Origin of the sequence: Sphingobium nicotianae (genome assembly GCF_018603885.1) — a bacterium.
GTDB lineage: Bacteria > Pseudomonadota > Alphaproteobacteria > Sphingomonadales > Sphingomonadaceae > Sphingobium > Sphingobium nicotianae.
In genome coordinates this window covers 1-22667 of sequence record NZ_JAHGAW010000017.1, presented here as the reverse complement: position 1 = coordinate 22667, position 22667 = coordinate 1, and the positions used below count along the sequence as shown (strand labels likewise).

Genomic DNA, 22667 nt, shown 5'->3' with positions numbered 1-22667 from the left:
CGCGATGTCCGGCAGAGAAACCGTTCACGCCACCAGCGTCGCGATCGAGGGTCACGGCGTGCTGATCATGGGGCCGAGCGGATCGGGCAAGTCCGACCTCGCCCTGCGCCTGATCGATCGCGGCGCGCGCCTGATCAGCGACGACTATACGATTGTCACGCAGCGGGACGGCCAGCTCCTGTTAAGCGCGCCTGTGAATATTGCGCAGACTATGGAAATCCGTCACCTAGGCATTGTCGCCATGCCGCATGTCGATGATGTGCCGGCGAAGCTGGCGATCAGACTGGAAGATGATCCGCCCCGCATGCCCGACCCGCATCTCACGATCATGCTCGCCGGCATTGCCGTGCCGCTCGTGGCGCTGGCCGGCCGCGAGGCATCCGCCCCGATCAAGGCGGAATGCGCCTTGCGCGAGGTTCTCAATCGATGAGCAATGCGCGCTCGCCCAAGTCGATCCTGATCGTCACCGGCCTTTCCGGCGCGGGCAAGTCGACCAGCCTCAAGACCCTGGAGGATGCCGGCTGGGAGACGGTCGACAATCTCCCGCTGATGCTGCTCGATCGCCTGCTGGCCGCGCCCGCGCCCGAAGGGCACGACGCCCGCGAGGAGCGCCCGCTCGCGTTTGGCGTCGACAGCCGCACGCGCGGGTTCGACGCCGAAGCGATCCTGGCGGTGATCGCCACGCTGCGCCAGCGCAAGGAATATCGCGTCGAGATCCTGTTTCTCGATTGCTCGGGCTCGGTGCTCGAGCGACGCTATGCCGAGACGCGCCGCCGCCATCCGCTGGCGCTCGACCGCCCCGCAGCGGACGGCATCGCTCGCGAGCGCGAGCTGATGGAGCCGCTGCGTCGCGCTGCCGAACATGTCATCGACAGCAGCGACCTTACCAGCAATGCGCTGCAACAGGCGATCCGCCAGCGCTTCGCCCAGAGCTTCGAATCGACGTTGACCTTGCTGAGCTTCGGCTTTTCGCGCGGCGTACCGCGCGATGCCGATCTCATGTTCGACATGCGCTTCCTGCAGAATCCCTATTGGGACGAATCGCTGCGTGACCTCACCGGCCTTGACCCCGAGGTACGTGCCCATGTCATGGCCGATCCCTTGTTCGACAAGGCGGTCGGCCAGATCGAGGCACTGCTGATCACGATCCTGCCGCGCTACAGCGAGGATGGCAAAGCCTATGTGACCATCGCCTTCGGATGCACCGGCGGGCGGCATCGGTCGGTCTGTGTCACGGAGGAGATTGCTATGCGCTTGCGTGCGGCTGGCTTTTCGCCCACCATCGCGCACCGCAATCTGGAATCAACGCAGCTAGACGCCTATGAGAACCGGCGCCAGAGCGATCGAAATGGTAATGAAGGGCGGGGCGTTTAGGCATCATGATTGGACTGGTGCTCGTGACTCACGGCGGGCTGGCGACCGAATTTCGAATCGCCATGGAACATGTCGTCGGGCCGCAGGAAGCGATCGAGACCGTTTGCATCGGTCCCGATGACGACATGGAAGCACGCCGGGCGGACATCGCCGCGGCGGTCGAACGCGTGAATGACGGTTCCGGCGTCATCCTGCTGACCGATCTGTTCGGCGGCACGCCCTCGAATCTCGCTATTTCCCTGCTCGATGCCGGCCGCATCGAGGTCATCGCCGGCATCAACCTGCCGATGCTGATCCGCCTCGAGAGCGCGCGCCGCACGATGAGCGTGACCCAGGCCGTCGCCGCCGCGCGGGAGGCCGGCAAGAAATATATCAGCGTCGCCTCCGAGCTGCTGGGAGATGCGCCTTGAGCGAGGCCATCCACAGCAAGACCGTACGCATCACCAACAAGCGCGGCCTCCACGCCCGCGCCAGCGCCAAGTTCGTAACGATGGCGAGCGGCCTCACCGCCACGATCACCGTGCGCAAGGACGGCCAGGATACGGAGGTCGTCGGCACCTCGATCATGGGCCTGATGATGCTCGGCGCCGCGATGGGCGACGACATCACCATCTCGGCCACGGGCGATGGCGCCGAAAGCGCCCTGAACGCCATGACGGAGCTGGTCGAAGACCGCTTCGGCGAGGAATAGGGCTCAAGTGCTCCTCTGCGGGAATTCCGACAACCGTTCGGTTCGAGCGGCTGTCGAGCGAAGTCGAGACGGCTGTCGAGAACGGCTTTCTCGACTCCGGTTCTCGACAAGCTCGAACCTCAGCTCGAAACGAACGGGATTATTTCCGACGATAGGTTCCTGATCCATGCCACGCGAGATCACCGGCTTTTCCAATCCGCTCATCAAGCGCGTGCGCGGCCTGCGCGAGAAGAAGCTGCGCAAGCGCGAGGGGCTGTTCCTCGCCGAGGGCCTGCGCATCCTGACCGAAGCGCGCGACAGCGGTATCCTGCCCGAAATGCTGTTCCTGGCGACCGGCACCCCGCCCCACCCCCTCGCGCAGGTGCTGATCGACGCGGTCGAGGCGGCCGGCGGCGACGTGATCTTCACCAGCCCGGACATTCTCGGCAAGATCTCGGGCAAGGACAATGCCCAGGCGGTGGTCGGCGTCTATCGCGACCGCCTCACGCCCCTCGCCGATCTCGACCGCAGCGCCGCGCCGATCTGGTTCGTGGCGCAGGCGATGCGCGATCCCGGCAATCTCGGCACCCTCATGCGCATCGGCGACGCAGTCGGCGCGGGCGGCGTGATCCTGGTCGACGATTGCGTCGATCCCTTCTCGGTGGAGACGGTGCGCGCCTCGATGGGCGCCCTGTTCACCCAGCATGTCGTGCAGGCGGAGTGGCCGGATTTCCTCGCCTGGCTGCGCGCAGGGCCGGGCCAGCTCGTCGGCACCAGCCTCAACACCGAGTTCGATTATCAGGCGCCGAGCTACACGGCGCCGACCTTCCTGTTGATCGGCAACGAGGCGCGGGGATTGCCGGGAGACTATGAGGCGGCCTGCGACCTGCTCGTCAAGATGCCGATGATGGGCCGGGCCGACAGCCTCAACGCCTCGGTCGCCGGCGCGGTCATGGCCTATGAGGTGCTCAACCAGATGCGGCGGGGCGGCTAGCGCGGCGGGACAAGTTTGGCCGCTCGGATAGTCAATCTGGTGGGGGCCGAGAATGCTCCCTCTTCCCCCTCTCCCCTCGTTAAAGACCGACGCCCTTCTCCTTCTACGGGGCTTAACCTCACCTCCGGGGCGATATCGCCCCCCCCCCACCCCCCAGTCAAATGCCGCGCGCCTGGCAGAAAAGCCTGTCCTACACGACCGCTTCTGATGCAGGCTCGTCGGGCTGAGCAGTGGACCGGTGATCAATCAACCCACTCGGTCAGACCATACAGGGAATGGCGGTTTCGCGAGTGAAACATTGTGCCGATAGTGTGACTTTGGTGACCTTTGACACCCCTGATCGACGGATTCGATCAGCTGCTCTTTTTGATCGATGCCGCAAACCGGACTTCCCGCCAGCCTATTGACGTGTCAAAGGGCGGGCGGGGAGGATCGGGGTTAAGATGCGTGCAAACATGGGTGACAACGCGATGCCGGGGGGCATTGCGACAATGGTGAAGCATCGCCGCGTGCTCGTCGCGAGCCTCGCGGGCACCACCATCGAGTTCTACGATTTCTACATCTACGCCACGGCGGCGAGCTTGATCTTCGGGCCGCTGTTCTTCCCGAGCAGTTCCCCGACCGCGCAGCTCCTCGCCTCCTTCGCGACCATCGCCCTCGCCTTCGTCGCGCGGCCGCTCGGCGCCGCAGTGTTCGGCCATTATGGCGACCGCATCGGCCGCAAATCGACCCTCGTCGCCTCGCTGATGCTGATGGGCGGATCGACCTTCCTCATCGCCTTCCTGCCCACCTATGCGATGATCGGCTGGGTGGCGCCGCTGCTGCTCTGCATCCTGCGCTTCGGCCAAGGCTTCGGCCTCGGCGGCGAGTGGGGCGGCGCGGCGCTGCTGGCGGTCGAGAATGCGCCGCCCGGCTGGCGCGCGCGGTTCGGCATGATGCCGCAGCTCGGCGCACCGCTGGGCTTCGTCGCCGCCAACGGTCTGTTCCTACTGCTCGGCCTGTTTCTGTCGGACGCGGATTTCGTCGCCTGGGGCTGGCGCCTGCCGTTCGTGGCGAGTGCGCTGCTGGTCATCGTGGGTCTCTGGGTGCGCCTGAAGCTAGGAGAAACGCCGGAGTTTCGCGCCGCGCTGGAAGCGGAGGCACCGCCGGCCGTGCCGCTCGCCGAGCTGCTGTCCCGCCATCTGCGGGGCACCATTGCCGGCACGCTGGGCGCCGTCACCTGCTTCGCGCTCTTCTACATCTGCACCGCCTTTGCGCTCGGCTATGCGACCGCCTCGCTCAAGATGCCGCGCACCCTTGTGCTGGAGATCCAGCTCGCCGCGATCTTGATGATGGCGCTCGGCATCATCCTCTCGGGATGGGCGTCGGACAGGCAATCGGCGCGCAAGATGCTGATTGCCGGCTGCGCTGCGACCATCCCGCTCGGGTTCCTCTTCGGCGCCGGCTTCGATCCCGCCGAGCCGGGCATGCTGTTCATGGTCCTCGCCGTCTCTTTGTTCATCATGGGCTTCACCTACGGCCCGCTCGGCGAGTGGCTGACCGCCCTGTTCCCGCCGCGCGTGCGCTATTCGGGGGCCTCCTTCGCCTTCAACATCGGCGGCATTATCGGCGGCGCACTGGCGCCGATCGTCGCGCAGTTCCTGGTGACGGGCTACGGCATCGGCGCGGTCGGGCTCTACCTCTCGGCCGCCGGCGCGATCAGCCTGATCGGGCTGGTCTGGATCGCGCGGGACTGAGCAGGACCGTTATCCCATGCCTCTCCGTCACCCCAGCGACCCGAAGGGCGACCGAAGGTCAACGCTGGGGTCTCGTGCGGAAGCGAGCATAACGGCCGGACGAGCTCCCAGCTTGCGCTGGGATGACGGCTTCCGTCAGGCCAAAGCCCCGTGGCAATGCTTGTACTTCTCGCCCGATCCGCACGGGCACGGCGCATTACGGCTGATCGTTTCGTCCGCATAGGGATTGGCCGCGCCATCCGCCGCCGGCCGGGCCGTCGCCAGACGCGGGATGGTCGTGCTGATCAGGCCGTCCGATCCGAAGTCGCGATCGTTGGTGTCGTCCTCGCCGGTGAACGGATCGACATGGCTGGTGAGGAAGCTCGGCAGATCGGGCAGCGGCGGCGGGGCCGCATCCATCTGGAACTGGACATGGCTGATCGTGTTGGTGACGTCCTCACGGACGCTGTCCAGCATGCGCTGGAACAACGCGAACGCCTCCTGCTTATACTCGTTGATCGGCGTCTTCTGCGCATAGGCGCGCAGGTGCACGACCTGGCGCAGCGCATCGAGCGTCGAGAGATGCTCCTTCCAGTGATGATCGAGATTCTGCAGGAGAATGCTCTTCTCGATCTGCGTCCAGGTCTCGGGCTTCAGATCGCCGATCTTCTCGGCCAGCGCCTCGTCCGACTGGGCGACGATGCGCTCGACGAAAATCTCCGGATCGACATGATCCTCGTGCAGCCAGGCATCGATCATCGGCTTCAGGCCGGTGACGCGCTCCAGCTCCTCCTTGAGCGCGGCGACATTCCATTGCTCGGGATAGGTGCCCGGCGGGCAATGCTCGCCGACGATGGCGTTGATCGTCTCGTGGCGCATGTCGGTGACGACATCGTTGACCGTCTCCGAATCCATGATCTCGCTGCGCTGCTCGTAGATGACCTTGCGCTGATCGTTCATCACGTCGTCATATTCGACGACCTGCTTGCGGATGTCGTAGTTGCGCTGCTCGACCTTCTTCTGCGCGGTCTCGATCGCCTTGCTCATCCACTTGGACGGAGGCAGCGCCTCGCCATCCTCCAGGCTGGAGCGCATCATGCGGGCAAACAGCGTGTCCGGCCCGAAGATGCGCAGCAGGTCGTCGTCGAGGCTGAGATAGAAGCGGCTGAGGCCGGGATCGCCCTGACGACCCGAACGGCCGCGCAACTGATTGTCGATGCGGCGGCTCTCGTGCCGTTCGGTGCCGAGCACGAACAGGCCGCCGGCGTCCAGCACCGCCTGCCGCTCGGCCGCGATCTCGGCGCGGATGCGCTCGATCGCCGCATCCTTCTCCGGCCCTTCCGCCATGCCCGACAGCTCGTCATTGATGCGGAAGTCGAGATTGCCGCCCAGCTGAATGTCGGTGCCGCGGCCGGCCATGTTGGTCGCGATCGTCACGCGGCCGAGCCGCCCGGCCTGCGCCACGATATGCGCTTCCTGCTCGTGGAAGCGCGCGTTGAGGACGCTGTGCGGCACCTTCTCCTGCTTGAGGAACTCGGACAGCATCTCGGACTTCTCGATCGACACCGTACCGACCAGCACCGGCTGGCCCTTGGCGGCATGCTCGGCGATCGTCTTCGCAATGCCTTTGAACTTATCCTCGAGGCTCTTGTAGAAGAGATCCTCGTCGTCCTGCCGCTGGATCGGGAGGTTGGTCGGGATCGTCACCACGTTCATCTTGTAGATGTCGTAGAATTCCGCCGCCTCGGTCGAGGCCGTGCCGGTCATGCCCGAGATCTTGGGATACATGCGGAAATAATTCTGGAAGGTGATCGAGGCGAGCGTCTGGTTCTCCGGCTCGATGTTGACGCCTTCCTTGGCCTCGACCGCCTGATGCAGGCCGTCCGACCAGCGGCGGCCATCCATCATGCGGCCGGTGAACTCGTCGATGATGATGACCTTCTCGTCCTTGACGATATAGTCGATGTCGCGACGGAACATGAACACGGCGCGCAGCGCCTGATTCACGTGGTGCACGACCTGCGTATTCTCGAAGTCGTAGAGATTGCTGCCCTGCAGCAGCCCCGCATCTTCCAGCATCCGCTCCACGCGTTCGGTGCCGTCCTCGGTCAGCACGATCGAGCGCTGCTTCTCGTCCTTCTCGTAATCCTCTTCGACGAGTTGCTTCACCAGCACGTCGACGGCCATGTACATCTCCGACTTGTCGTCAGTCGGGCCGGAAATGATCAGCGGCGTGCGCGCCTCGTCGATCAGGATCGAGTCCACCTCATCGACGATCGCGTAGTTGAAGGGGCGCTGCACCATCTGCTCGCGCTCATATTTCATGTTGTCGCGCAGATAGTCGAAGCCGAGCTCGTTGTTGGTCGCGTAGGTGATGTCGGCATTATAGGCCGCGCGGCGCTCCTCCTCGGAGAGATTGGGCACGATGGTGCCGGTCGTCATGCCGAGGAAGCGATAGACTCGCCCCATCCACTCGCAGTCGCGCGCGGCGAGATAGTCGTTCACGGTGACGACGTGAACACCCTTGCCCTCCAGCGCGTTCAGATAGGTCGCGAGCGTGGCGACCAGCGTCTTGCCCTCGCCGGTGCGCATCTCGGCAATCTCGCCGCGATGGAGCACGATACCGCCGATCATCTGCACGTCATAGTGGCGCTGGCCGAGCGTGCGCTTGGCCGCCTCGCGCACGGTGGCAAAGGCCTCGGGCAGCAGATCGTCGAGATTGGCGCCATCGGCGAGGCGCGCACGGAACTTGACGGTCTGGTTGGCCAGCTCCTCGTCACTCATCGCCGAAATGGTCGGCTCGAACGCCGCGATCTGATCGACGGTCTTCTTGAGGGATTTGACGTAGCGATCGTTCGACGATCCGAAAATGGTCTTGGCGAGAGCGTTGAACATGAGACTGTTCCTGTAATCTGGGGCTTGGAGCCGGCATCGCGGCCGGAAGCGGGCACACGAAACCGCGCGCTGGAAAGGGCATCGAACCGCGCGAGCGCGGCCCGGTCAGCGGCTCAGTGGCGCCAGCTCTGCTTCAGGCAAAGCAGGGCGCGGCCGCTGCGGGCAGGCGCCACGATGAGCGCCAAAACGCCAAGCAGCAGCACCGCGCCGAACGCCGGCGCGGGCAATGCGGGGCGACGAACCCGCGCGATCGCCGCCGCCTGACCCGTCTCGACGACTGCGGCAACGGCGCTGAGCTCCACCTGCGCGCGCTCGGCCGGCCGCTCGCCGGACACCAGCCCGGTCAGAGACGCCAGAAGCGCGGAAAGGAGGATCATCAATTGCAAGCGCGGAGAACCTTCGCCGATGAGACGCGCATCCCATAAGATGCGCCGCGCGGTTCGTCTATGCCATTCACTATTAACGGGACGGGAATGGGCGCGACGCCGATCAGTCCGGAAGTCGCCAGATCACACGCCGTCTATCCGTGGCTCGGATCGCCAATCCATTGACATCGTGCGCCGGCTCATAATGGCCCTTCCGCTTGATGGCGCGGCAGGCGGCCTCGTCCAGCACCGAATGGCCACTGCTCTCGACGACGTAACAATCCTCGACCTTGCCATGGGGCCCGATGACCCAGCCGATCGACACCCGGCCCTGCCAGTCGTTCTCAAGAGCCTCTTCGGGATAGTCATCGTTGCTGATCCAGAGCGCGGCGTCGGCCGGGCTCGCCGGCGTTCCGCCCGGCGGCGTCGGCAAGACGGGTGGCTTTCCGGGCGTGATGGCCGATTCCTGCTGGCGCTCGGTCCATCTTGCCGAAGATTCCATGTCGCGAAATCCGGCCCAGGCGCGCTCCAAGACGAATGCGATACCGATACCGATGAAAATGAGCCCCAGCGGCGCAAGCAGGGTATCGCCATCTTTTTGAGACATTTCCCTTCCCCCCGGGCGCGCAAATTGGGCCGCCCTGCCACCGCTGGAAGCCGTAACCTGTTTGATCGCCGCGCGCGATGCGCTAAGCGCGCGCTCATGACCGATGTCTCGCCCCTCGCCCGCCCCTTCCCTGCCCTGCCGGCCATATCCGGCGTGACGCCGCGCGTGGCGCGCGCGCATTACAAGACGTGGGACCGCTGCGATCTGACCTATGTGGAGCTGAGCGAAGGCACGACCGTCGCGGGCGTCTTCACGCGCAACGTCTGCTGCTCGACCGAGGTCGAGATGGGCCGCGAGAGCGCGGCGCTGGGTAAGGCGCGCGCGCTCGTCGTCAATGCCGGCAACAGCAATGCCTTCACCGGCTTCCGGGGTCGCGAGGCGGTCGAGCAGATCTGTGATCAGGTCGCCGCGCATCTGGGCTGCACACCGTCCGACGTGTTCGTCAGCTCGACGGGCGTCATCGGTGTCCCGCTGCCCAAGGACAAGGCGCGCGAGGGCGTCGCCGCCGCGCTCGCCGCCGAGCCGTGCAGTTGGGAGACGGCTGCGGAGACGATCGGCACGACCGACACCTTTGCGAAGGGCGCGACGAGCAGCGCGATGATCGGCGGCACCAAAGTCCAGCTCGCCGGCATCATCAAGGGTTCCGGCATGATCGCGCCGGACATGGCGACCATGCTCGGCTATATCTTCACCGACGCGGCGATCGCCCCCGCCCTGCTCCAGCAAATGCTGAGCGCGGCCAACAAGCGCAGCTTCTCCTGCATCACCGTCGACAGCGACACATCGACCAGCGACACCGTTCTCGTCTTCGCCACCGGCAAGGCTGGCAACGTGCCTCTTGTCAGCATGGACGACCCCGGCGCGGACGCCTTCCAGGCCGCGCTTGACGACATCTGCCTGCAACTCGCCCATCTCGTCGTGCGCGATGGCGAGGGCGCACAGAAGTTCATCGAGATCGAGGTGACAGGCGCGGTCAGCGACGCGAGCGCGCGCAAGATCGGCCTCTCGGTCGCCAATTCGCCGCTCGTCAAGACCGCTATCGCCGGCGAGGATGCCAATTGGGGCCGCGTCGTCATGGCGGTCGGCAAGGCCGGGGAGCCAGCCGACCGCGACAAGCTCGCCATCCGCTTCGCCGACAAATGGGTGGCGCAGGCAGGCCTTGCCGTCGACAGCTATGACGAGGCGCCGATCACAGCGCACCTCAAGGGGCAGGACATCCGCATCGGCGTCGATCTCGGCCTTGGCGAGGGCCGTGCCACGGTGTGGACCTGCGACCTGACGCATGGCTACATCTCGATCAACGCCGATTATCGCAGCTGAGATGGACGCGCTCACCCGATCCGTCGCCGATCTCATGCGGCAGGTCGCCGCCGAGGTGATCATGCCGCGCTTCCGCAACCTCGCCGCGCACGAGGTCGAGGAAAAGAGCGCCGGCGAGCAGGTGACCATCGCCGACAAGGAGAGCGAGGCGCGGCTCAATGAGGGATTGGCGCGGCTGCTGCCCGAAGCTGGTCTGATCGGCGAGGAAGCCTGTGCGGCCGATCCGGGGCTGATCAACAAGCTCAGCAGCGGCCTCAACTGGCTGATCGATCCCATTGATGGAACAAGCAATTTCGCCTCTGGAAATCCCCCTTTCGGTATCATGATCGCGCTGGTCGACGGCGGCGAGACGCAGGCGAGCTGGATGCTCGATCCGATCACGGGGCGCCTCTGCCATGCCGCGCTCGGCAAGGGCGCGACGATCGACGGTGACCGCGTGCATGCCCGTGAGAGCGGAGCACCGCTGCCGATTGCGGGACTCTCGCTGCTGTTCGTCGATCCCGACCGGCGGCAGGGCATGATCGACCGCGCCGAAGGCAAGCTGACGATGGCGCCGATCCCGCGCTGCGCCGCCGAGCAATATCCGCGCATCGTCCTCGGCCAGCATGACATTGCCTTGTTCGAGCGCACTCTGGCCTGGGATCATGCGCCAGGCGTGTTGTTCGTCAACGAGGCGGGCGGCCGCGTCGCCCGCCCGGACGGGAGCGCCTATCGGCCCGATCAGGACCGCAAGGGCATGCTCGCGGCCTCCTCCCCCGCCATGTGGGACGTAGGCGCGGCGATCCTCTACGGCTAGAACTGGTTCGGGTCAGATGGAATAAGTGCTCCTGCTTTCGCGGGAGCACTTTCCCGCCGATCGATATCAACAGACTCCAGCTCTGTCCTACACAGCCCGGCGCATGCCGCAGTTGCGCGCGGCTCTGTCTCCCCGTCAAAATCTATGGAAATCTCGAAGGACCGTTTCGGCCCTCGTCCTGACTTTTGCCTGAATCGCTATGCGTCCTATGTGTGAAGTTCGAGAAGTTTCGCGGCAAAACCAAAGGAAAACGGCCTCTCCCGCAGGTCGCGGAGAGGCCGTATCTTCACTGCACATGCCATCCCGGCAACCCGGCCGGTCAAATCCGCGTCAGAGCGAGCTTTCCAGCCAGCCCTTGAGGGCGCTCTTGGGAGCGGCGCCGACCTTGGTCGCGGCCGGCTCGCCATTCTTGAAGAGGATCATCGTGGGGATGCCACGCACGCCGTAACGGGCCGGGGCATCGGGATGATCGTCAATGTTGAGCTTCGCGATCGTCACCTTGCCCGCCAGTTCCTCGCTGATTTCCTCCAGCGCCGGGCCAATCATCTTGCAGGGACCGCACCATTCTGCCCAGAAATCGACCAGCACCGGCTGATCGGACGAAATCACGTCCTCGTGAAAGCTCGCGTCGGAAATCGCCTTGGTGCTCATGGTACAAACTCCTTGTTCGTGAAACGCAATCTAGGGGACGAGCGCGCCGGTCTCAAGGCCGCCGGGTGACAAGAACTGCTCACCTTGCCCCAAGCGGGGCTTGTGCAGCGCAAGCAGGGTGGTCGGCACGTCGATAAGTCTCGGCCCTGCAGTGTAGAGCAGACTCGCCCGGATCGGGTGCCCCGGAAAGATCTCGCCCAGCGCGGCGGCATAGGCGGCCATCTGCCGGACATGGGAGAGCGGCAGGCCATCGGCATCGGTCGGGATCGCGCGGCCGGTCTTGAAGTCGACGACATGGATTGCCGCCTCGGTGACGAGCAGCCGGTCAACCGTGCCGGCGATCACCTGCCCTTCGACCACCGCCGCGATCGGCGCTTCGGCAAGAGCGTCCGGGCCGAACAGGGCGGCGTTGGCGGGATCATCCAATACCGCACTCACATGTCCAATAAGGTCGCGGCGCAAGGCGGGATCCCCGACACCACCCGGGCCGGCGAGCCAATGCTCGGCTGCCTCGGCCCGTGCGGCGGGCGCAAGGTCGGGCAGGCGTTCAAAGAGGATATGGAGCAGCCGCCCACGCTCGGCGGCGGCCCGCATGGCGGCGTCGGGCGGCGGATTGGGCACATCATCCTCGACCGATGCCGAGGGCGCGAGCGGACGTGGCGGGCGCGCTTCGGCCGGAGCAGGGGCGCGGAGCCAGGCGGGCAGCTCTTCCGCCGACGGTCCGGACTCAATCGCCTGAACCGCCGTCTGCTTCACCGACGCCAGACCCTGCGGCCCCAGCCAACGACGCCCCTCGGCATCGCCCCAACTCGGCACCGCCACAGGCTCCGCGCCCATCCGGCGCATCGCCCGGTCCACCGCCTGATACCAGCTGAGCTCGGGCGGCACGCCCTTGGCGCGGCTGCCGAGCGCGCCGGTGACGATAAGTTGCTCCTCGGCCCGGGTCAGCGCCACGTAGAGAAGCCGCCAATGCTCCTCCATCTCGGCAGTCTTCGCGGCTTCCATTGCCGCCTCGATCTGCGCACCGGCCTCGCCCTTGCCAGGGCGCATCAGCGGCAGGCTGGCGCCACTGACCGGCAGGTCGATCGCCTGGGCGCGCGGCTTCATCGCCGGGTCGGCGGCGGCATCAGCAAGGATGACGATCGGCGCTTCCAGTCCCTTGGCACCATGGACGGTCATCACGCGCACCATGTCCCCGCCCTCGCCCAGCTCGCGCTTGATGTCGGCATCGCCCCGGTCGAACCAGTCGATGAAGCGCTGCAACGAAGGGTGATCGTCCGCCTCGAAAGCCAGAGCGGCATTGACCAGCTCGTCGATCGCGTCGCGCGCTTCCGCACCAAGCCGCGCGATCAGCTTGCGACGGCCATCCATCGGGCCGGAGAGGATCGCTTCCAGATAGCGATAGGGCGTGGTGAAATCGGCCGAGGCCAGCAAGGCGCGCAAGGGGGCCTGATCCGGAACGGGCAGCGTCTCGCGCAGATGGCCCCAGAGCGAACCCTTGCGCGGGATCGCCCGGTTCATGAGATCGTCCTGGCTCCAGCCGATCAGGGGCGAAACCAGCAGATTGGCAAGGTTGAGGTCATCCTCCGGCTGCACCGCGAAGCGCAGCGCCGCCAGCAGATCGCGCACTGCAAGCGGCGCCTGCAGCCGCAACCGGTCGACGCCCGCCACCGGCACCCCCGCCTCATAAAGCCGCGCCACGATCAGCCGCGAGAGTGCGCCACGGCTGCGCAGCAGGATGAGGACGTCACCGGGCGTGGCATCTCGTCCCTTGGTGGCGAGCGGCTTGCCGATCAGCTCCTTGACCAGCTGGGCGATCTTCTCTGCATGACGGCGCTGATGATCGGCGAGCCAGTCCTCCTCGCCCTCGGTCGGGCTTTCCTCGGGCGCCTCGCCCCCCTCGCCTTCCTCGTCGCTCTCCGCGGCGATGAGCGAGGTTGGCGGCAGGATCGTCACGCTGCCGGGATGGCGCCGGGCGCTCTCGTGTCTCGCAGAACGCTCAGCAAGGCCAAACTGCGCATGACCGACCTCGTCCAGCACCGCATCGACCACCTCCAAGACGGCCGGCATGGAACGGAAGCTGAGGGACAAGGGCAGTTCGGCAAATGGATGGCCCGCCTCGTCTACCGCCCCCCGGAAATCTCGCAAGGCATCCAGGAAAGCCGTTGGGCTGGTGCCCTGAAAACCGAAGATAGCCTGCTTGGTGTCACCGACCACGAACAAGGTTCGCAACTTGTTCCACCCGTCATCCTCGACTTGCAGGAACTCGGCAACGATCGACCAGACGATGTCCCATTGCGACTTGTTGGTGTCCTGCGCCTCGTCGACGAGGATATGGTCGACCTGCTGATCGAGCTTGTAGCGAATCCAGTCGGCCATCCCGGGACGGGTCAGGAGTTCGCTCGCGCGGCGGATCAGATCGTCGAAATCGACGGCGCCCGCCTGCCGCTTGGCCTTGGCATAGGCGCTGGCATAAGCGCGGCCGGCGACGAGTGCCTGCGCCGCGACGTTTGCGAACGCGACCTGCCGGCGCAGATCGAGCAGCGCCTTGATCGCCTCGCCGCATTCGCTCGCCAGCGCGACATAGTCCGGCTCGGCGGCGAGCAGTTTGTCCCGCGAGCGGTTCTTGACCTCACCATCCTTGGTCATGAGGACACCGAGCAGATCGTCGAGCGCTCCGGCGCGGCCCGCACCGGATCTTTCCAGCCAGCCGGCGATGCGCGCGGCACAATCGATGCCGGAGGCCGCGCCCCATGCGCGGTTGGCCGCCGCGACGGCGCGCAGCGAACCGATGGGGAAGATCTCATCGGCGCACCAGTCCGCAATCGCGTCCTCGACGTCGCCCTCGGGCAATTTGAGGAAGCTCAGCAGGAAGGCCGGAATATCCTCGATGATCTCCAGCAGCGATCCGGCCGGCACGCATTTCGCCAGATAATCCTGCGTCCCCGCCTCGCCGAGTCGCAGCGCCAGCATTTCGATCGCTGCTATCACCGCCTCGTCGCTCTCTCGTTCCGCCGTCTCGATCATCGCGATCAGGGCGCGGCGTGACAGCTCGGACTGACCGCGCTCGTCGAGCGGCTCGAAGCCCGGCACCAGCCCCGCCTCCAGCGGGAAGGCGGCAAGCAACGACTGGCAGAAGCTGTGGATCGTCTGGATGCGCAGGCCGCCGCCGGTCGCGTCCAGCACCTGCGCAAAGAGCAGGCGCGCGCGGCCAATCGCGGCATCGCTATTGTCCTCGCCGAGCGCGAACAGTTCCTTGCGCAGATCCGCCGGGTTGATCTGCACCCAGTGCGCGAGGCGGCTGTGGACCCGCTCGGCCATCTCGGCAGCGCCCGCCTTGGTGAAGGTAAGGCAGAGGATGCGCTCCGGCGGCACGCCGTTCAGGAGCAGCCGCAGCACGCGCGAGGACAGCACCGCCGTCTTGCCCGTCCCCGCCGACGCGCTCAGCCACACATGCGTATCAGGCCGGGAGGCATGCTCCTGATCTTGCGTCAGTGGCTTGAGCGGACCGTCAGCCACGGCTTCCACCTCGTCCGAACCATTCGTCGAGCCGCATCAGCTGATCATAATCGGTGAAGACCGGCGCGTCGCTGTGCGGGCGCGCGGCGAAGGGTTCGGTCCCGGTGAGCCATGCGGCGGCCGCCTCATCGAAGAACCGCTCGACGAGCGGCAGAAACTCCTCCGTCACGATCCGCTTGTAGCTGCCTTTTGGATCGGTCAGCACACGCTTGTGGCCGAACTGTCCCTTGCTGTCCTTGTTGAGTTTCCAATATTCGAAAGCGCTGACCGCCGTGCCCCGCGCCACTGCCTCGAAGCCGCCCTCCCGCGCGATCAGGCCGAGCAGGCCGAGCTGGAGCGAGTAGCCGGCCCGCACCTGATTGACGGTCGCGGTGGAGCCGCTCTTGTAGTCGATGATCGCGACAGACCCATCGAGCAGCCGGTCGACCCGATCCGGCTTGCCTCGCAAGGTGACGCCGCCGCGCACGATCTTGCCCCATTGCTCGCCAAACGCAACGCTGCGTCCCGTCTTCGCTTGCGTACTGACCTCCTCCGCCACCCAGTCGAGCGCGGCCAACAGGCGCGGCTGCCACAATGCCTTGAGCAAGGGATGCCCTGCGGCCTGCCCGATCATCTCACTCGCCAGTGCCGCGAGAGACGCGGGATCGCTGCTTCCTTCCTCCATCCAGCGTTGCAGAACGTCGTGCGCGCGTGTGCCCCGCCAGGCCGGGCCGGGATCGGCATCGACCGGCTCCAGCGCGGACAGGCGCAGGATCTTGGCGGCATAGAAAGCGTAAGGATCGGCGCGCAACCGGTCGACATCGGTGACAGCAATCTCGACCGGGCGCAGGCCTCGCGGCGGCGATGGCGCAGGCGGCTGATAGGCGGGTGCAGAGTGGGCCGGTCGGTCGATCGCACCGGCCAGGGTGATCAGGCGGCGATCGGCGACCCAGCGCTCACCAGTCATGGCCTTGAGGCGCAGCCAGAAGCGCGAAGCGACAGTCGGCGCGCTGCGATCCCGCCGGGCGCGCGACAGAATGACCTGTGGCGCGCCGAGCCCATTGGCGAAATCATGGGCGGACAGGCCGATGCGATAGTCCAGCCCCGGCAACCCGAGCGCGCGGCGGATGCGCGGCGCCAGCCATGGATCGGGCGACGGCAGGCCCGGCCAAACTCCCTCGTTCAGACCGGCAAGGATCATGAGATCGGCCTGCTGCAACCGCGCTTCGAGCAGACCAAGGATCTGCAGGCGCGGATGACCGCCCTGCGGCGGACGGATGGCGACCGCGCCCAGTATTTGGCCGAGCATACCGACGAATCCTGATGGCTCGGCCGTCACCGGGCCATGGACAGCGGCAGCCTCCGCATCGGCGAAAGTTCGCGCGGCGTCGTGCCCCTGATGCCCGGACCAGACGCGCTCGTTGGTCAGTGTCGAGGCCGCCTGGCGCAACGCCGCAAAAAGGTCGGCCAGCGGGCGCTCGCCTGCGAAAGCGGCTTCGATCGGCGCCAACATGGCGGCGACACTGGGCCACCAGGACCGCACCATCGAGCGCAGAGCCTCGCTCCGCTCTCCCTCCTCGCGGAGCAGGCCGGCGATCCCGGCCAAACCAGCGGCCGGGCGGGGGCCGCGCAGCAACAGGTCGAGAGCGCGGACCTGCTCCAACCAGGGCAGCCGAGCGTCGCCTGCCATTACCAGCGGATGCTTGAGCAGCGCGAGCAGCGCCACGGGGGCGAACTGCTCCGCCGCCGCCTGTGCAAGCGCGATCAGCAGGGTGCCAGGCGGAAGCTGCGCGAGTGGCCGGCCAGCGGAATCGTCCGCATCGATGCCCCAGCGCCGCAAGTGCGCGGAGACGCGGGTGGCGAGGTCGCGATCAGGCGTCACCAAAGCGGCGGTGCGCCCCGGCGTCTCGATCGCCTCGCGCAGCGCGATGGCGATGGCCTGCGCTTCCTCTGCGGGATTGGCGGCCTCGATCGCGCGCACATCCTTCAGACTGCGCTGCGCGGTCGGCACGTCCGGCCAGATGTCGGTCAGCAGCGGCGGAAGAAGCGCATTGCTGATCGCCTTCCCCCGCACAGCCCGTGCATCATGCTCGCTTCCCCAGCGCCACAGCGCGACCTCGTCGCGATGCGCATCCATTCGCTCCAACAGCAGCTTGAGCGCGAACTGCGGGTGCGATTCCTGCGCGGGCGGCGGCAGATCGCGCCCCGGTTCGGGGGGCGTCACCGGGCCGATCGCGTCCCATTGCTCGTCGGTCAGGTTTAGATCGAGGTCGGGCAGCACCACCATGCCCTGCGGCAGGCCGGCGACCGTCTTGAGAAGGCCCGCCACTGCCGGCGCATTGGTGACGATGCCCGCCGCGACCACGAAGCGATCGGGCGGGGTCTCCCGCCACAGCCGGGCGACATGATCGAGCAGCCGATTGCGCCGCTCGGCCATGTCGATGACGCCGCGCACCGCCAGCTCACGCTGCCATTGCTCGACCAGCGCCTCGAACTCACCGAACGCGGACTGCCAGTGGCCCGAGAGATCCTCCGGCTGCAGCGCCTTGAGGTCGTGCGGTCCCTTGCGCTCGACCGTGAGCTGGTCGAGCGTCTTGGCGAAAGCGTTCGCCAGCCGCCACGCCTCGCCAATTTCGAGACGGTCCCCCGCGAGCGCCCGCCGGTCGCGCACCATGCGGGTCAGGATCATCAGCCGCTCGGCCGGCGCGATCGCCGGCGGAATGGCTGCATCGGCACCGAGCGGGGAAAGCGCGCTGCCGAGCGTCTCGTCGAGATCCACATCACCGACAGGCACCAGGCGGGGCAGCAGCAGGCCCGTCCCCGATGCGCGCACGAAGGCATCGCGCACGGCGCGGATCGCGCGATTATTGGGCAACAGCACGATGCCACGCGCAAGCGCCAGACCGCCCTCGGCGCGGCCATGCTGCGCCAGCAGCCCGGCTGCGAGCGCATCCGAAAAGGCCCGGTGCGCGGGGATCGTATAGAGCTTGGGTGCGGCGCGCTCAGCCACTGGCCCCGTCACTCACTGGCAATGGCGGCCTCGACGAGCGGGATGGCCTGCGGCGTCCCGACGTCGAACCACATGCCGGTGTGCGCCAACCCATAGGCGCGGCCGGCGGCGATGGCGCGATCCCAGAAAACTCCCGTCGAGAAGATGTCCGACGGCGGATCGACGATGAGCCTGGGCGACAGGATCTGCACGCTGCAATAGACGAATGGCGCCACCCGCCCCGACTTTCGGCGGCTTATGCGTCCTTGCGGGTCCATGTGGAAGTCGCCGCGACCGGGATAGCCATTGGCCCGGGCGAAGGGGATCAGCAGCAACAGCGCATCCATGATGGCCGGATTCCAGCGCGCGCAGAGCGCGCTGATCGCATCAGTCGGCCCATCCACCCAAAGCACATCGGCATTGACGCAGAGAAAGGGCTTGTCGCCGATCAGCGGCAGGGCCTTCACGAGGCCGCCGCCAGTCTCGAGCAGTTTGCCGCGCTCGTCGGAGATCACATAGTCAGCCCCGGTCTGGCGCGCGCGGGCCTGCAGATGAGCCTCGATCGAGTCAGCGAGATAATGGACGTTGATGATCGAACGCCGGATGCCGGCCGCCTCGACCTTGTCGAGCGCATGGTCGATCAACGCCTGCCCCGCCACCCTGACCAGCGGCTTGGGGCGCGTCACCGTCAGCGGGCGCATACGCTTGCCGAGCCCCGCAGCCATCAGCATCGCGATGTCGAGCCGGAGAGTCATTGGACGCCTTCTACTCGCAACGGTCCGCGCGCCTCGTCCGGCACATTGGCGGCGAACCAGTCCGCGACGGGCGCGAGCGCCGGATGCGCGAGGTCGCGCTCCAGCAGGCCCCACATGCGCGGTAGAAAATCGAGATAGCGCGGCTTGCCATCCCGCTTCCACAGGCGGGTGAAGATACCGATGATCTTGGCGTTTCGCTGAGCACCGAGCACGGCATAAGCGGCTTCGAAGTCCGACGAGACGCGCGCGCGCGATTGGTAGTGAGCCAGCATCGCCTGCTCGACGGATGGGCTCACGTCGCGCCGCGCGTCCTGCAGGAACGAGACAAGATCATAGGCGGGATGGCCCGCCAGCGCGTCCTGGAAATCAAGCAGCCCCAGGCCATGCGAGCGGGTGTTGTCGGGCAGCAGCATGATGTTCTCGGCATGATAGTCGCGCAGCACCGAGACGATCGGCGCGGCATCCTGCTCGGCGATCGGCAACACCTTCTCCCAGGCTGCGGCATAGCCGGCGACATCGACATCAAGCCCGGCCGCCGGCGCGAACCATTCGGTCAGAAGGCCGGTCTCGCGATCATAGACGGCGCGATCATAGGGCGGCAGGCTGTCCAGCGCCGGAAGCTCGTGGAGATCCACCAGCAGATCGACACCGCGCCGGTAGAGCGTCATTTCCTCTTCGGGCGCGGCATCGACATGCTCGCGCAGCCGCTCATCGCCGAAATCCTCCAGCAGCACCAGCCCCTGCGCCAGATCGCGCGCCAGGATCGCGGGCGCGGCGAAGCCATGCGCGCAGAGCCACTCGCCGACCGCGATGAACGGACGCGGATCCTCCTCGGGCGGCGGCGCATCCATGAGGACCGCCCGCCGGTCCCCGTCGACCACGCGGAAATAGCGCCGGAACGAGGCATCGCCAGCGAGCGGCAGGATCTGCGCCTTCCCCCAGCCAGCGGCCTCGAGAAATGCGGGAGCGCCATCGGGCGGGATCATGTGAAGGGCCATCGCGCTTCCCAAGACTTGGGCAGGCGCGCTGTCAAGTGACGGGTTCCATCCGCCATCACATCGAGCCTTATTCCGAGGGCAATCTGCCCATAGCGTCCGTCGAGCCGATCAGGCCATTCGATGACCAGCGCGCCGCCTTCCAGCCACTCATCAAGCCCCAGTTCCTCGATCTCGCCGGGTTCCTCGATCCGGTAGAGATCGACATGAGCAAGCGGCAGACGGACCTCCGGCGGCTCATAGCCCTGCAGGATCGCAAAGGTCGGGCTCGGCGCATCATCCGCGAATCCCAGACCGCGCAGCAATCCCCGCGCCAGCGTGGTCTTGCCGGCACCCAGCCCACCTTCGAGCGTCAGCACGTCCCCAGCGCGCAGAACCTCCGCGACCCGGCGCCCGACGGCTTCCGTCGCCTCAGCACTGGCGAGGCCGATCGTCGCGGTGTCCACCGCTCAATCGCCCCGCGGCAGATCGATGGTCACGATCGTCCCTTCGCCCGGCTGCGAGACGAGACTCACACTGCCCTCATGCGCCTCGACGAACTGGCGCACGAGCGGCAGGCCCAGGCCCGAGGCCTGACCCTCCTCATTGTGGCCGAAGCGCGCAAAGCTGTCGAACAGGCGCGCCTGCACCTTGCTTTCGATGCCCGGACCGTCATCCGAGACGACGATGCGCACTCCCTTCTGGCTGCCTTCGGCATGGATGAGCACCCGGCCACCGGCGTTGACGAAACGCACCGCATTGTCGACGACATGCTCGATCGCCTGCTCGATGCGCCGCCCATCGCCCTTCACCTCGCCGATATTGGGTCGCAGCGAGAGCGCTAGAGTAATCTTCCTCTCCGCCACCCGCGGCTCGAACTTCTCCGCGACCGCGCGGATGAGCGGCTCGATCGCGACCGGCTTGCGCTCGATCGGCAGGCCGCCCGCCGCGCCCTGCGTCAGGTCCAGCACATTGTCGATCAGCCGCGCGAGCCGCGTCGTGCTGCTGATGATCGCATCGACATATTCGCGCGCCTGGTCGCTAAGCTCGCCGGCATACCCGGACTGCATCATCTCGGCGAAGCCGACGATCGAGGTCAGCGGCGTGCGCAACTCATAGCTCATGTTGGAAACGAACGCGGTCTTGACCCGATCGGCATCCTCCAGCGCCTCGTTGCGGTCGCGCAGCGCCTGCTCGATGCGGCGGCTGTCGCTGATATCGAGCATGACGAACAGGGCATTGCCGTCCGGCAGCGGAATCGCCGCAAACTCGAAATAGCGCCCATCCGCGAAGGCGATACGACCGCCCCGCTGGCGGCGCTCGACCGTCGCGGCACGAATGAGCTGGTGGACCAGGCTGGATTGCTGCGGCCGGGCAAGCCGGTCGGCCAGCGCCGCCATCAACTCGTCGACGCGCGGATGCGTGGCGAGCATCACCTCCTGCACAGCCCAGATCTGTCGGAACCGGCTGTTCCACAGATGCAGGCGACCGTCGGAGGAGAACACCGCGATCGCCTCGAACAGATTGTCGAGCGTCGCGGTGCGAACGCGCAGCAGCGTGTCGCGCGCACTGGAGAGCTGCACATGCTCGGTGCGATCCTCGAAGATCAGCAGCAGGCCGCCATCGGGGAGCGGCTGTGCATAGACGCGCATATGGACCCCATCGCGCAGCCGCCAATGCTCCTCCTGTGCGTTGGGCGACTGGAACCATTGCCGCCGCTCTGCACGCCAGGCCGGGAAATCTGCCGTCTCGGGGACGAGACCGGCATCGCGCATCGCGTCCAGCACACGGTCGAAATGGGTCTCGGCCGAAGCCGTCTCCGGCGTCAGACCGAAAATGCTGAGGAACGGCTGGTTGCAGAATTCGAGCAGCTGGTTGGAGCCGAACTGGACCACGCCGGCCGAGAGCCGGTCGAGCATGTCGCGATTCGCCTGAACGAGGTGACGCAGCTCGGCGCGCACCTCCTCCAGCTCCTGCATGTCGATCGCATAGCCCGCGACGCCGACTGGCCCGAGCGGCACGTCGACGATGCGCATCAGCCGCCGCGCCCCATCGATCGTGACCGGAAGCATGCGCGCGGTCGGCGTCTGGGCATCGGCCGCGCGGGCGGCCGATGCGCCGGGCGAAAGGCCGTCGATCGCCTCGATCAGCTCGATGCCCTGCTCGATCACCTGGCTGGCTGACTGGGCGTCGACCGCCTGGACATAAGCGGTGTTGACGAGGCTGAGGCGTTGGTCCGGCGTGCGGTGCCAGACGGGCATCGGCGCCGCCTCGATGACGCCCGAGAGCGCTTCCAGGGCATCGCGATAGCGCGTCACCTGTTCGCGCAGATCCTCGATCTGGGACTGGCTCTCGGTCGCATCGAAGATCCACAGCACGATCGTGCCGGGACTGGCCAGGTCGGGCCCTGCCGGGCCGCCGCGCACCAGCAATGTGCGGCTCGATCCCTGGGCGCTGACCGGCAAGGCGAAGGAGCGGCTGCCGCGCTGGGCTGCCTTGATCTCTGCCGCGAGCGCGCGCGCATGGTCAGGCTCCAAGCCGCCTTCCTCGGAAACCAGCTCGGAAAGAAAGGCCGGAACGGTGGTACGGCCAAGCCAGCTTGCCAGTCGATCGGGTGCTTCGACCCGGCCATCGGCGCGTACGAGCATGGGAATGGCCGGCGCGGACTGGAGCAGATCAGCGAGGCGCCCCGCCTGCCCGCGCGCCTGCTGCGAGCTGCGGCGCAGGGCGAGGCCCGAAACGAGCGCCCAAGCCGACAGCGCCAGCCATATGGCGAGCAAGCCTCCGATCAAGGCGAAGGAAAACGGCGGAAGCGATGTCACCGCGCTGGATTACGAGGCAATGCGGCGGGACACAAGGCAGCGAAAAGGGCAGCGGTGCGACGCACCGCTGCCCTCATGCAGCCTATCGGTCTGTTTTCGACCTCAATACCGATAGTGATCGGGCTTGAAGGGGCCCTTGGTGGAGACGCCGATATAGGCGGCCTGCTTCTCGGTGAGGGTGGAGAGCTTGACCCCGAGCTTGTCGAGGTGGAGGGCGGCGACCTTCTCGTCGAGATGCTTGG

General features: G+C 66.5%; 19 protein-coding genes. 8 read left to right on the top strand and 11 right to left on the bottom strand.

What is annotated here, in order from left to right; all coding sequences use genetic code 11:
* The first annotated feature begins 4 nt into the window (after positions 1-4).
* The 6 genes from KK488_RS20455 (at position 5) to KK488_RS20430 (ending at position 4774) form a co-directional block, all read left to right on the top strand.
* Positions 5-430: an HPr kinase/phosphorylase gene (locus KK488_RS20455; protein ID WP_214625576.1), complete on the top strand. Its 426-nt coding sequence runs from the start codon at positions 5-7 to the stop codon at positions 428-430.
* Positions 427-1374, top strand: a complete 948-nt coding sequence (rapZ, locus tag KK488_RS20450; RefSeq protein ID WP_214625575.1) for an RNase adapter RapZ — start codon at positions 427-429, stop codon at positions 1372-1374. Before KK488_RS20455 ends, rapZ begins: the two co-directional genes overlap by 4 nt.
* Positions 1375-1379: 5 nt before the next feature.
* Positions 1380-1784, top strand: a complete 405-nt coding sequence (locus KK488_RS20445; protein ID WP_214625574.1) for a PTS sugar transporter subunit IIA — start codon at positions 1380-1382, stop codon at positions 1782-1784.
* On the top strand, positions 1781-2065 hold the full coding sequence (locus KK488_RS20440; RefSeq protein ID WP_214625573.1) for an HPr family phosphocarrier protein: 285 nt from the start codon (positions 1781-1783) through the stop codon (positions 2063-2065). The genes KK488_RS20445 and KK488_RS20440 overlap by 4 nt, the downstream gene beginning before the upstream one ends.
* Positions 2066-2231: 166 nt before the next feature.
* Positions 2232-3038 (top strand): TrmH family RNA methyltransferase, encoded by an 807-nt coding sequence (locus KK488_RS20435; RefSeq protein WP_214625572.1) that lies wholly within the window; start codon positions 2232-2234, stop codon positions 3036-3038.
* Between the two features lie 455 nt (positions 3039-3493).
* Positions 3494-4774: an MFS transporter gene (locus KK488_RS20430; RefSeq protein WP_250890842.1), complete on the top strand. Its 1281-nt coding sequence runs from the start codon at positions 3494-3496 to the stop codon at positions 4772-4774.
* Between the two features lie 135 nt (positions 4775-4909).
* Here the strand turns inward: KK488_RS20430 and secA are convergent, their stop codons facing one another.
* The 3 genes from secA to KK488_RS20415 form a co-directional block, all read right to left on the bottom strand.
* The gene (secA, locus tag KK488_RS20425; RefSeq protein ID WP_214625571.1) at positions 4910-7648 is read right to left on the bottom strand and encodes a preprotein translocase subunit SecA; all 2739 of its coding nucleotides are present in this window, start codon (positions 7646-7648) and stop codon (positions 4910-4912) included.
* Positions 7649-7761: 113 nt separating this feature from the next.
* Complete coding sequence (locus tag KK488_RS20420; protein WP_214625570.1) at positions 7762-8025, bottom strand: hypothetical protein; 264 nt, start codon at positions 8023-8025, stop codon at positions 7762-7764.
* A gap of 112 nt (positions 8026-8137) precedes the next feature.
* Positions 8138-8515, bottom strand: a complete 378-nt coding sequence (locus tag KK488_RS20415) for an energy transducer TonB (protein ID WP_214625569.1) — start codon at positions 8513-8515, stop codon at positions 8138-8140.
* Positions 8516-8716: 201 nt separating this feature from the next.
* On the opposite strand from KK488_RS20415, the gene argJ reads away from it, so the two are divergent.
* On the top strand, positions 8717-9940 hold the full coding sequence (gene argJ, locus KK488_RS20410) for a bifunctional glutamate N-acetyltransferase/amino-acid acetyltransferase ArgJ (RefSeq protein WP_214625568.1): 1224 nt from the start codon (positions 8717-8719) through the stop codon (positions 9938-9940).
* A 1-nt stretch (position 9941) separates the two neighbouring features.
* A complete protein-coding gene (locus KK488_RS20405; RefSeq protein WP_214625567.1) occupies positions 9942-10736 on the top strand; it encodes an inositol monophosphatase family protein in 795 nt (264 codons plus the stop codon).
* Positions 10737-11066: 330 nt separating this feature from the next.
* On the opposite strand, the gene trxA is transcribed toward KK488_RS20405, so the two are convergent.
* The 8 genes from trxA to KK488_RS20365 all read right to left on the bottom strand — a co-directional run.
* Complete coding sequence (gene trxA, locus KK488_RS20400) at positions 11067-11387, bottom strand: thioredoxin TrxA (RefSeq protein ID WP_214625566.1); 321 nt, start codon at positions 11385-11387, stop codon at positions 11067-11069.
* A 30-nt stretch (positions 11388-11417) separates the two neighbouring features.
* A complete protein-coding gene (gene addA / locus KK488_RS20395) occupies positions 11418-14915 on the bottom strand; it encodes a double-strand break repair helicase AddA (protein ID WP_214625565.1) in 3498 nt (1165 codons plus the stop codon).
* The gene (gene addB / locus KK488_RS20390; protein WP_214625564.1) at positions 14899-17895 is read right to left on the bottom strand and encodes a double-strand break repair protein AddB; all 2997 of its coding nucleotides are present in this window, start codon (positions 17893-17895) and stop codon (positions 14899-14901) included. The genes addA and addB overlap by 17 nt, the downstream gene beginning before the upstream one ends.
* 8 nt (positions 17896-17903) lie before the next feature.
* Positions 17904-18629 carry a nucleotidyltransferase family protein gene (locus KK488_RS20385; RefSeq protein ID WP_214625563.1) on the bottom strand — a complete coding sequence of 242 codons (726 nt, stop codon included), beginning with the start codon at positions 18627-18629 and terminating at the stop codon, positions 17904-17906.
* Positions 18626-19615 (bottom strand): aminoglycoside phosphotransferase family protein, encoded by a 990-nt coding sequence (locus KK488_RS20380; protein ID WP_214625627.1) that lies wholly within the window; start codon positions 19613-19615, stop codon positions 18626-18628. Before KK488_RS20380 ends, KK488_RS20385 begins: the two co-directional genes overlap by 4 nt.
* Positions 19612-20070 (bottom strand): tRNA (adenosine(37)-N6)-threonylcarbamoyltransferase complex ATPase subunit type 1 TsaE, encoded by a 459-nt coding sequence (gene tsaE, locus KK488_RS20375; protein ID WP_349356945.1) that lies wholly within the window; start codon positions 20068-20070, stop codon positions 19612-19614. Before tsaE ends, KK488_RS20380 begins: the two co-directional genes overlap by 4 nt.
* A gap of 3 nt (positions 20071-20073) precedes the next feature.
* Positions 20074-22425, bottom strand: coding sequence for a sensor histidine kinase (locus KK488_RS20370; RefSeq protein WP_214625562.1), 2352 nt, complete (start codon positions 22423-22425; stop codon positions 20074-20076).
* A gap of 102 nt (positions 22426-22527) precedes the next feature.
* Positions 22528-22667, bottom strand: a 140-nt coding sequence (locus KK488_RS20365; RefSeq protein ID WP_214624511.1) for an adenosylhomocysteinase, incomplete at its 5' end; no start/stop codon positions are given.